Source organism: Rhodoblastus sphagnicola, assembly GCF_002937075.1.
In the GTDB taxonomy this organism is placed as follows: Bacteria; Pseudomonadota; Alphaproteobacteria; order Rhizobiales; family Beijerinckiaceae; genus Rhodoblastus; species Rhodoblastus sphagnicola.
The window spans coordinates 1-9,916 of sequence record NZ_NHSJ01000072.1 but is presented as its reverse complement, the minus strand read 5'-3'; the positions used below and the strand labels follow the sequence as shown (position 1 = coordinate 9,916).

11 protein-coding genes are annotated in these 9,916 nt (G+C 61.6%); 2 read left to right on the top strand and 9 right to left on the bottom strand.

Annotation, left to right across the window (positions count from 1 at the left end; translation table 11 throughout):
* Window positions 1–269: 269 nt before the first annotated feature.
* The 9 genes from CCR94_RS11395 to CCR94_RS26650 form a co-directional block, all read right to left on the bottom strand.
* Complete coding sequence (locus CCR94_RS11395) at window positions 270–848, bottom strand: site-specific integrase (protein WP_244594034.1); 579 nt, start codon at window positions 846–848, stop codon at window positions 270–272.
* A 347-nt stretch (window positions 849–1,195) separates the two neighbouring features.
* On the bottom strand, window positions 1,196–2,038 hold the full coding sequence (locus CCR94_RS11390; protein ID WP_104507973.1) for an outer membrane protein: 843 nt from the start codon (window positions 2,036–2,038) through the stop codon (window positions 1,196–1,198).
* Between the two features lie 167 nt (window positions 2,039–2,205).
* The gene (locus tag CCR94_RS11385; RefSeq protein WP_104507972.1) at window positions 2,206–3,279 is read right to left on the bottom strand and encodes a site-specific integrase; all 1,074 of its coding nucleotides are present in this window, start codon (window positions 3,277–3,279) and stop codon (window positions 2,206–2,208) included.
* A complete protein-coding gene (locus CCR94_RS11380) occupies window positions 3,272–3,802 on the bottom strand; it encodes a hypothetical protein (protein WP_104507971.1) in 531 nt (176 codons plus the stop codon). Before CCR94_RS11380 ends, CCR94_RS11385 begins: the two co-directional genes overlap by 8 nt.
* A gap of 46 nt (window positions 3,803–3,848) precedes the next feature.
* Window positions 3,849–4,874 carry a hypothetical protein gene (locus CCR94_RS11375; RefSeq protein WP_104507970.1) on the bottom strand — a complete coding sequence of 342 codons (1,026 nt, stop codon included), beginning with the start codon at window positions 4,872–4,874 and terminating at the stop codon, window positions 3,849–3,851.
* A 365-nt stretch (window positions 4,875–5,239) separates the two neighbouring features.
* Window positions 5,240–5,392: a hypothetical protein gene (locus CCR94_RS25075; protein ID WP_158254721.1), complete on the bottom strand. Its 153-nt coding sequence runs from the start codon at window positions 5,390–5,392 to the stop codon at window positions 5,240–5,242.
* A 116-nt stretch (window positions 5,393–5,508) separates the two neighbouring features.
* Window positions 5,509–6,030, bottom strand: a complete 522-nt coding sequence (locus tag CCR94_RS11370) for a hypothetical protein (protein WP_146089967.1) — start codon at window positions 6,028–6,030, stop codon at window positions 5,509–5,511.
* A gap of 156 nt (window positions 6,031–6,186) precedes the next feature.
* The gene (locus tag CCR94_RS11365; RefSeq protein WP_104507968.1) at window positions 6,187–7,539 is read right to left on the bottom strand and encodes a hypothetical protein; all 1,353 of its coding nucleotides are present in this window, start codon (window positions 7,537–7,539) and stop codon (window positions 6,187–6,189) included.
* Between the two features lie 502 nt (window positions 7,540–8,041).
* The gene (locus CCR94_RS26650) at window positions 8,042–8,290 is read right to left on the bottom strand and encodes an IS110 family transposase (protein ID WP_146089966.1); all 249 of its coding nucleotides are present in this window, start codon (window positions 8,288–8,290) and stop codon (window positions 8,042–8,044) included.
* A 364-nt stretch (window positions 8,291–8,654) separates the two neighbouring features.
* Here CCR94_RS26650 and CCR94_RS11355 point away from each other — a divergent pair, with 364 nt between their 5' ends.
* Both CCR94_RS11355 and CCR94_RS11350 read left to right on the top strand, forming a co-directional pair.
* Window positions 8,655–9,164, top strand: coding sequence for a hypothetical protein (locus CCR94_RS11355; protein ID WP_104507966.1), 510 nt, complete (start codon window positions 8,655–8,657; stop codon window positions 9,162–9,164).
* A 213-nt stretch (window positions 9,165–9,377) separates the two neighbouring features.
* Window positions 9,378–9,689 carry an integrase core domain-containing protein gene (locus CCR94_RS11350; protein ID WP_104507965.1) on the top strand — a complete coding sequence of 104 codons (312 nt, stop codon included), beginning with the start codon at window positions 9,378–9,380 and terminating at the stop codon, window positions 9,687–9,689.
* Window positions 9,690–9,916 lie beyond the last annotated feature (227 nt).

Here is a 9,916-nt window from a genome sequence, read left to right as displayed (position 1 = left end):
CGGCGGCGCTCGGCGCCCGATATCACCGTAATTCGTCCCATGCTGCGCAGCTAACCTCGCTCATAAAGCCGATTTAGCTGCGAAGCATCGCGCAGGCCTCAATTTTCGCAAGGCGCGTCACGCCGGATGGATACGATGATGGGTGGCAGCATGGTCGTTCAGTGGACGCAATTACCGACGACAGACCGACGTATCGTTGAGCGTTGCATCGACTTTGCAGTCGATGCCGCTCTTCGTCTTGAAGGGCGCGCCGACCCGGTTGATCGGAACTAGAGCAATGCCCCCGCCGCGTTGTCCAAGAAAAGCTCGCCGTCGCGGATGTACCGGCGGAGCATGGCGTCGCTGGCATGTCCGGTCTGGTCCTTGATCTTCCTGGTCTCGACCCCGGCCTGTGCGGCGCTCGTGGCCAGACCAGACCGCAGCGAGTGGCCTGAAAACAGTTCGGGATCGAACCCGGCGGCGGCCACGCGCTCCCGGACGATCAGGCAAACGGCTTCGGGCGAAAGGGCGTCAGCGAATACCCGTCCGTGTTTGTCCACCCGGCGGAAGATCGGCCCCCCGCTGATCCGGGCGCGGTCGAGCCAGTATTCGAGCGCATGCACAGGGCAAGACTTGGTGCGGCCGAACGGAACGCCGATCTTGCGCCCCTCGCCGTCCTGGTCAGTCTTCGACCGGCGCAGGGTGATGATGAGGCCTTGCCGAACCCGCTCAAGGTCCGTGCAATTAATTGCGCAAAGCTCTGATCGCCGGAAGCCGCCCGCAAAGCCGATCAGCAGCAGGGCGCGGTCGCGCGCATCCTTGAGGCCGTCGCCCATGGCGGCGAGGACCGCAAACAGGTCTTCGCGCAAAAGGGGCTTGGCCTGCCACTGCGCCAAGGCGCTGGGACGAGGCAACCATTGAGGCGCTGGCCGCGCACACCGAGATGAGCAAGCAGGCGTTGTCATCGGAGAAGGGGCTTAGGGACATCCTGCTTGGGCCAGCTGGGCTGTGAGAGGCGCTGCGGGCGCTCGGCGGATTGCCCCTTGACGGCGGCGCATGACCGTCAATAGCGACCGTTTCGTCGTGTAATTAATTGCATGAAATCCGATCGGATGTTCCAACCTTCTTGAGGGCTGCTCAGTCACAAAGGCCGCGGGCGTTTCACGGTGCTGAACGGAGTGAGCCCCGCCGCCATGGAGACGGGGCTCGCACGCCATCAGAATTTGGCGATGATCGGCTCCGGTCCGCCAAACCTGTAGTTCACGCCGGCGCGCACGATGTGCGTCGTGGTTTCGACCGCGAGGTTCGCGTTGGCCGAGAAAAAGGAACCATTGTAGAGCGAGGTCTTGCCGAGATCGGCATAGAGATATTCGCTGCGCAGCGACCAATGATCGGTCAGGGCGTATTCCAATCCGCCGCCCACCGCGAAGCCCCGCGCCAGCGTCTCCTTGGAGATGGAAACCGAAGAACCGCCGTAGGCGCCGTTGACGTAGCTGTTGCCCCCGGCATAGGCAAAGCCGCCGGTCGCATAGAGCAGGCCACGGTCGAGGATCACCGCTCCGACGCGGGCGCGCGCCGTGCCGAGAAAATCAATGCGCGAGCCGGCTTTCCCGGACAGGGTGGTTCCTCCCAGTGACGAGTCGACGCCGACTTCTCCTGTCACCGATGCGCCTTGAATGTCCGCTTCGAGGCCAACGACGATCGGACCTCTCAGCTGGAAGTTCACGCCGACCTGACCGCCGCCAAGAACGCCGCTCGAATTGAGCCGCGCAGCGCCTTCTCCGAGAATGGCACCGCCGGTTGAACTTACGACCGCAGGATAGCGGAAGTCGCCGCCGGAAAGCCCGACGTTGCCGCCAACATAGATGCCACTCCACGAGAAGGACGAAGGCGCGAAATCGCGCGGCGATCCCACCGTCGCGGTCATCTGGCGGTTGTAACCTTGCTGGACAGGCGGAGCGTCGCCGTACGGCGGAATGTTATAAATAGCGCCCGGCTGCGCAAATGAAGAAGTCGTTGCGATAAGGCCGAACACTGAGCACAATGCGATGGATTTCATTTGCAATATCCTTGCGTGTTTCCAAAACGTAAGGATGTTTAGTTAACGAATAGTGAGCGTTTCCGTGACAAATGCCCTCCACCTCTCCCAGCGTCTGGGTGCTTGATTGGCTAAGGTATTTTCTTGGGCTGCCTCGTATACAGACCACCAAAGACGTGATCACGATGTCAAAGGAGCGCCCCCGCCGCGTTGTCCAAGAAAAGCTCGCCGTCGCGGATGTAGCGGCGGAGCATGGCGTCGCTGGCATGGCCGGTCTGGTCTCTGATCTTTCTGGTGTCGACCCCGGCCTGTGCGGCGCTCGTGGCCAGACCAGACCGCAGCGAGTGGCCGGAATAGGGCTCGGGATCAAAGCCGGCAGCGGCCACGCGCTCCCGAACGATCAGGCACACGGCCTCGGGCGAGAGGGCGTCTGCGAACACCCGCCCGCGCTTGTCCACCCGGCGGAAGATCGGCCCCTCGCTGATCCGGGCGCGTTCGAGCCAGGTGTCGAGCGCATTCACCGGGCAGAATTTGGTGCGGCCGAACGGGATGCCGATCTTGCGGCCTTCGCCGTCCTGGTCGGTCTTTGACCGGCGCAGGGTGACGACCACGCCTTGCCGAACCCTTTCAAGGTCCGTGCAATTAATTGCGCAAAGTTCTGATCGCCGGAAGCCGGCAGCGAAGCCGATCAGCAGTAGGGCGCGGTCGCGCGCATCCTTGAGGCTGTCGCCCATGGCGGCGAGGACGGCGAACAGGTCTTCGCGCAAGAGCGGGCGGGCCTGGCGCTGGGCGACGCCACGCTCCCGCCTGATGCCGCGCATGGTCGCGCGGACGAGCGGCGAGCGGACCGGAGACGGATGGCCCTGCGCCTCGTGCGCGACTGAGATCGCCGCGAGCCGCCGGTTGATCGTTGCCACCTTCAGCGCCTCGGCATGCGCAGCGATGTAGGCCGCGACCTCGGCGTCGCTGGCTGGGATCGTCCCGCCCCAGGCAAAGAAGTGGTCGAGGTCCGACCTGTACGCGCGCCGTGTCGCGGGCGCTATGCCGGCCTGAACGAATTCTGCGACGAGATCGGTCAGCCTCGTGCAATCAATTGCATGAACGTCAGCTGGCTGAGCGGTCCCTTCGTCGCTCGACACGTCGGTCGAGGTGAGCTTTTCGGGGTCGGTTTTAAGTCCTGATAAGTAAGGATTATCACGAGTGAGCACGACCTGGTCCGGGGTGACCAGCGCCTCGCGCTCGGTGTCGCCGGGGTCAGCCATTGGCCTTCTCCAGCTTCGCGATGATGTTGATGATCGCTTCCTCCTTGCGTTTGACGCCGCCATTTTTCTGCACGGCACCATGCGCCAGCAGCGCCTGGATGAAACGCTCGTGGTCCTTGGGCGCGAGACGGAGCGTGACGTTGCGTGCACCCCTGATGACGCGCTTGCCGGCAACCATGTCCTTGAGGTCCTCGGCCGTGTGGTTCTGCGCTTCGGCCAGCCAGGACTCGCAGTTCGCGTCCGTGAGGACCGCGCCGATGGCCTGAACTTTTGTCCAGCCCAGCTCGGCCAGTTGTTCGCGTGAGATCGGCAAGTCGGCAGTCCTGCGCGCGATCTCGACGAGATACAGCGCCTTTCGGTAACTCAGCTTCGTTTCCATGTAGACCTGCTTGAACAGGTCCGGGCTGTCGGCCTTCAGTTTCCGCAGGATGACACCCAGGTCGACGAAATTCTCCTTGTACTTGTCGGCCAGCCTCACGGCTTGGCCATGCAGTTCGGTGGGGGATTGGGCAGTTCTTTCCATTTGCTCCTCCTTGAGCTTATGGGGTTGGGGGACTGGGGTAAGAAAGTCAGGGGTTGAACGCGAGCGCGCTGGTGAGCAGGTCGGTGCGGAGCGCGTCCAGATGATCGAGGTTGCGGCGGACGATCTCGATCAGGTCGTCAGCGACGCCCAGGTCCGCGCGCACGCGGCTGAAGTCCGCCGCGACGCCCAGGCGTTCGAGGGCGGTCTGGTCGCGCCAGTTGAACCTGACGGAGATCGGCGCGCTGTCGGCATAGAAGACGGCGAGGCGCAGCGCCTTCTCGGCGCGATAATCGGGGACGTTGGCGGCGAGAAAGTCGGCCACCTCGGCGTTCGACCGGAGAAATTGCGCGATGGCCTGCCGGCCCATTCGGGTGTGGCCGTCGAGCGCACACAGCGGTACGCCGCCGACGGACGCCGACTTGCGCGTATCGACTTGCTCCACATAGCCGCCGTCAGCCGCAGCGAGAGCCAGCAACGGCAGGAAGACGCAGATCGGCGCGCGAGTCCTCCTCGCGGCGATGGCCGTCGCCTCGATCAGGTCGCCGGAGCAACCCAGGTCGGCGAACACGCGCATCAGACCGTCGAGGTCGCCCTTGCCGACGCGGCGTTCGGGCCAGTTCTCGACGCCCGAGGCGTACCAGGCGGCGACGGCTCGCTCGGACAGCGGGCGCGTCACTTCGGCGACGATCGCCAGCCGCTCGGGGATGGCGGCCACGCCGCATTCATTCCTGACGGCGTCCAGCGTCGGCCAGTGCGCGGCGGCGGCGAACAGGTGATCCGTGCTGCGGTCCTTCGGCGCGGCGGCGAGGCGCTTGCAGGCGTGAGCGGCGCACCGATCCTCGCTTCCGAACCTGCGGCGCGAGCGCGCATCTGCCGCCAGGCGCGCGACCTCGACCAGCGTGCCGATGGAGCCGACGCCCATGTCCTCGGCGGCGATCACCAACAGCCGCCGCCAGAGCGCCGCGCGATCATGTTGCAAGAGGGTCAGCGCCGCGCGCCGGGCCGTGACGGCGTCGCCGCGCCGGATCGCCTTCTGCAAGGCGCTGGACGCGGTCCAGCGATCACAGATCAAGGGGGCTAATGCCTCATTGCTCCCGATCTGGAAGCTCAAACTCGATTGGTCGCTCTGCTGCACTGGCTGATCTTTCTACGCGGTGAAACCCTCGTAGAAACTGTAACTTGAGCCAGGGCGTGGGAAAGTAAAATGCAATCGAGAGCGGAGAGAATTGCGGTACAGTCGTGCAATTAATTGCAGTATGTCCTCCGTGCCTCTGAAATGCCGGGTCTGGCGAGTCTCCCCAGGCGCTTCCTCAATTTTGGGGGCGTCGCCAGCAGCGTCCTTGGGACCAAATTCCGGGACGACAGGACAGTCTCTATTTTCGTGCAATTAATTGCAATTCGTGCCTCGCAATAAGGCTGCTGCCTGCTGCATTTGGATCAGGAGAATACCTTCGCGAAACACCCAGCCGTCAACACGAGCTGGATCACGAGCAGCACCTTGATGATCTTCATGTTGGTCCTGATGGACCGCCACACCTCATCGTCGCTTTCGGGGGGCGGCGGATCGCTGCTGTTCACGTTCGTGCGCATGGTTGTGCCTCACGTGGTGGTGGACGACAATTGTCAGCACAGGTGGTGCGGGCGTCAATCGCTTTCAGTTTGCGGGGGCAGCTTCCTGGCGCGGCCACGTCGAGCAGGGGCGCGTCCTATCGGGCTGAGGCCTTCGCCAGAGCCTTCATCAGGGCAGCCTCCTTCCCACACAGCCCCTTGCCCTTCGGCGGGCGCGTGGCTCCATGCTTAAGCAGCACCTTGGTGAGCAGGGCGTGCTGGGCTGGGGTCAGCCGGAACAGGACGCTGTGCATTTTTTCCTGGGCGCGCTCCTCCCCGCGCAGGGTTGCCTCAAGCTCCTTGGCGGTGATGCCATTGGCCAAGTCGAGCCAGCCCAGCTCGGTGCCGGGCTCCGCGAGCCGCGCCACCAACGTCGCCTTGGTCCAACCCACGTCGATCAGAAGCTCGCGGGGAACATCGAGGCCGGCGAACCGTCCCCAGATTTGCAGCAAGGCGTATGCCTTCCGGCGTTCCAGGCGGGTGCTGGAGACGATCTCCGCCCAGGTGCCGGGGGTTGTCTGCTCTGCCTGCCATAGCGCCTCGGCGAGTTCGATTGACGTGGTGTCGCGCTCATTAGCTAGGCGTTTCACCTCTGTGAGTTTTCTTCTCGCTATGGCCACGTAGCCCCTCCGTCATCGAGCTACGATGCCGGCGTATCTTTAACGTTCCGCTTACGAACGACAGCGCAATTAATTGCACCGCTGTCCGGCGGTCCCAACTCTGCGAGCCTTTCGGCATTTCCTTCCGCGCTTCGGCCCATTCGGTTCAATGCACAATTAATTGCACAAATGGGCCGTCACATGCTCTGCGAGACGAGCAAAGTCGGGGTCGATGCGACGGATCAGCGCCTGATAGTAGGGTGCAACCCGGTCGAAGTCGATCCTCGACCGCCGTTTGGGCCACTCCTTCGTGAAGCTCGCGTCGAAGCGTTCGCACACCTTCTCGTATTCCGGGGAGCCGGGCGGCGGGAAGCAGTCCGGGCATGTCTGGGCGAATTCATCCGGGGGGCAGCGCAAGTCTTCGTGGTCGGCGGGTATCACCTTGTCTGCTGCCGGCGTGGGGGAAACGTTAAACGTACTTGTTGTTGCAATTAATTGCACAAAGTTTTGCGCTTGATGGTCGCTGACCGGAGGCGTGGGCTCGTCGTAGAAGTTCAACTCGGCAATTTCCCGCTCGATGATGGGGAGGGCGAAGTTGACCGCCGTTTGGGCGTAGCGGTGCAGGAACTCGACCGTGGGCTTGTCCGGGATGCCGTAGGCGGCTTCATCGTACTTGGCGATCTTGCAGAAGGCTGCCCAGCGCCTGACGCATGTCTCGGCGATCGCGACTGCCTTATCGGTGGGGCAACGATCCGCGAACTCGCTCACGAGACCACGCTGCTTGCCGGAGAACGCCAGCACGATGTAGCCGGGCAGGCATTCCGCGTGCGCCTCCTTCCAAGTATGCTCTATCTCCCCGATTGTGGGATGGGCGAACCGCCGGCGCGGCGCGATCGGGGTGTCGTCCAAGGCGGACTGCACATTGTCGAGCTTATGGCCGGCGATGATCTCCTCGTCCGTCCATCCCCTCTGGAGCTGCTTCCTGATCGCCCCCTGCGTGACTCCATGGCGTTTTGCAAGTTGGGAGGTCTTGTAGGTCTTGCCGGTCGCTGGATCGCGGAAGACCAAGGTGTCGCCCTTGTTGGAGTTCTGAGTCCGTTTGTCGCCCCAAGCGACCTTGCCGGGCGCGTACTCTGGGTCGTCGTTATTGATCCTGTCGAGGGTGGTCTTCCTCGCCGGCATCGGGCCGACCAAGCGAAGGAATGACTGCCAGTCCTCGAAGGCGGGATGGACTATCGCGCCCTCGGTCTTGCGGCGGTTCTTCATATTGCGGTGGGCATTCGCTTCACGCGAGTACTTCTCGCGGAGTTGCATCGCGGTGAGGGTGTCCAGGTCCCGGAGGAAGACGGGATCACGGCAGGGGGAGGCCTGTTTCTCAGCGCAGAGACATTCGCTTATGACCGTCCCGTCAAGGATCAGGTCCTGGCGGCCAGTGCGAGCAATTTGAGTGGTATGGCGCTGCTGTTGATCTGCGCGCGGTGTCTCGCGGCGTGAGAAAACGGCAAGTTTCTTTGTGCCTTTGGAGGGCATGCGTCGGTCTCCTGCAATTGACCGAAGCATGCAAAAATGGTATCAAGATACCGCACATAGCGTACATCGGTCCTACGCCCTCGCTCGAACCCCTTCGGCGAGGGCGTTTCTATTCAGCCACAGCATGTTCTGCTCCGCTATCGGAGTCTCGCTATCCGGTATAGCTCTTGGTCCATGGAAGCTTGACCTCTTCCATAGCGCCGTCATTCGTCCGTCGCACACGTCCCCGCTTTGTGGCGCAGCGTGTGGGTTGCGACAGTGCGTCAATCGAGTATGCCACCTAAAGGTCAAGCCCTCAGCATCAAGCCGAGCGAGCCACCCCTGTGCGGCTTTTTCGCCCTCGTTTTTCCAATCAGTTTGCAATCTGAACTGGTATCGAAACCGGCATGTAGTTCGCAAACTGCACACCTTAAATGCAAACTGTCATTGAAATATTTAGGAAAAGACCTGACTTTTAATCAGAGGGTCTCGGGTTCGAACCCCGACGCGCTCACCAATAATCTCAATGGGTTAGAAAGAATAACCCCGGCCAATCGGTCGGGGTTTTCATTTTTGGGTAACGCCTGGAGCGGCGCGCCTGCCGGGGATTGACCTTGGCGAAGGGGACGCCGGCGGCGCCCAGCGTGCGCTCCAGCGCTCGATGATAAGGGCCGGTCGGCTCAAAGGCGACGCGCTGGACAGGCGTTTGCGCCAACCATTTGATCAGCGCCTTGTGGCCGCCATTGCCGTTGGCGAAACGCAGGCAGCGCATGATCCCAAAAATTGGACACCAGTTTTTGGAAAAGATCATGCGAAAACAAAAAGTCTAGAGCGCGATGCGTTTCCGTGGAAACGCATCGCGCTCTAGCGCCGTCGGCCAGTCGGTGGGCGTCGAGATTGTCTTTCGAGACGTCGACGCCGATGGTATCATTCTGCGGACCCTGCTTGTCATCCGGGGCCCTCCCCCGGGTATCCGTCCAGGCCAAAGGAAAAGACGAGGGCGATCAAACTCCAGGTTTTCGTCGATTTGCCAAACTGCCCCACGCAAGCCTCGTATTGAATCCTGAACCAGCGCGCTTAAGCAAGCGTCTCTCTTTAACCGCAGACATACGATTGCTGCAGTCAAGAAATGATGGATGGCCATGATGGCAAGTCTATCTCGCCGCACCGTTTTTCAGGGTTTTGGCTCAGCGGTGATCGCCACTTGCGCTCCGTTCCCGTTGTTCGCAGCGGCGCCAAAATCGCTGGAATCCATCATAGGAGATCAACTGATCGATCGAGCGCAGTCGGGATCGCCCTATTCGGAGGCGGCATGGTTGCAGCTTGCCATGGTGATTGATGAGCAAGGAAGACTCAAAATTTCCGGCTCATTCCGCGAGGCGCTGACGATAATCCTGAATGGCGGTGATGCCGCCGAATATCAAAACGACAACAGCACAGATGAAGGCCGTGAGTACCGGCGGAATAGCCTTGTGATGCTGGCTGCGCTTTCAGGCCTCAAAATGTTGCCGCAAAGGCTTGGCTACGGTCACTTTTGCAACGGCGAATTCATGGCGGAACGACAGTCGTTTACGGTTGGAGATAGGTGGAAAGGTCTCGGCTGGCCTGCGCCGTTTGCTTATGTGGAAGACGTCTGGGGAGCTTAGAGCATTCCCCGCTTAGTCTGACTCGGAATTTTGGAGAGGCGGGATTCCCTTAAGCTTCGGAATGAGCGACTCTGCGCGTGGCATTGATTTGGAGGCGCAGCATGTCGCGAGGCCATTGCTTCGATTTGCGTGAGCGTGCGATTGCGTTAATTGAAGGGGGCATGTCGCGGCGGGCTGCGGCGCGTCATCCATCGCCTTGGGGCGCCGGAGATCATGAATAGCGACCAGGCCAGTCAGTTCACGTCTTTTGCCTGGACCGACCGCCTGAAGCAGGCCGGCGTCATGATCTCGATGGACGGCAAGGGCCGCTGCATCGACACTATCTTCATCGAACGGCTCTGGCGGTCGTTGAAGTATGAGTGCGTCTATCGATATGCTTGGGAAACCGGCTCGCAGGCCAGAACCGAGATCGCTCGCTGGATCACTTTCTATGATGCCGGCGTCCACACGCAGTTCATGGCGGGCGACCGCCTGCCGTGGTCTATTGGAATGCCATTCAACCCGACCAGCAGGCGAAGAAAGTAGCTTAAATCGCCCGGAAATTGTCCAATCAATGGGGAGTAGCTCAGCCGGCGATCGACCAGGGGATACGCGCCGTATGATTTCGTCGCTGGCTATCTGTTCAGTATCCCTCCGCCGTGGGCCGCAGGGATCGGCGTTTGAGGCTATACAGCGGGGTGCAGGACGCCATCGGACTTGAACGTCTTTATGGCTTCGGCGAGAGTGAGGCCACGATTAAGGCAATGCAACTG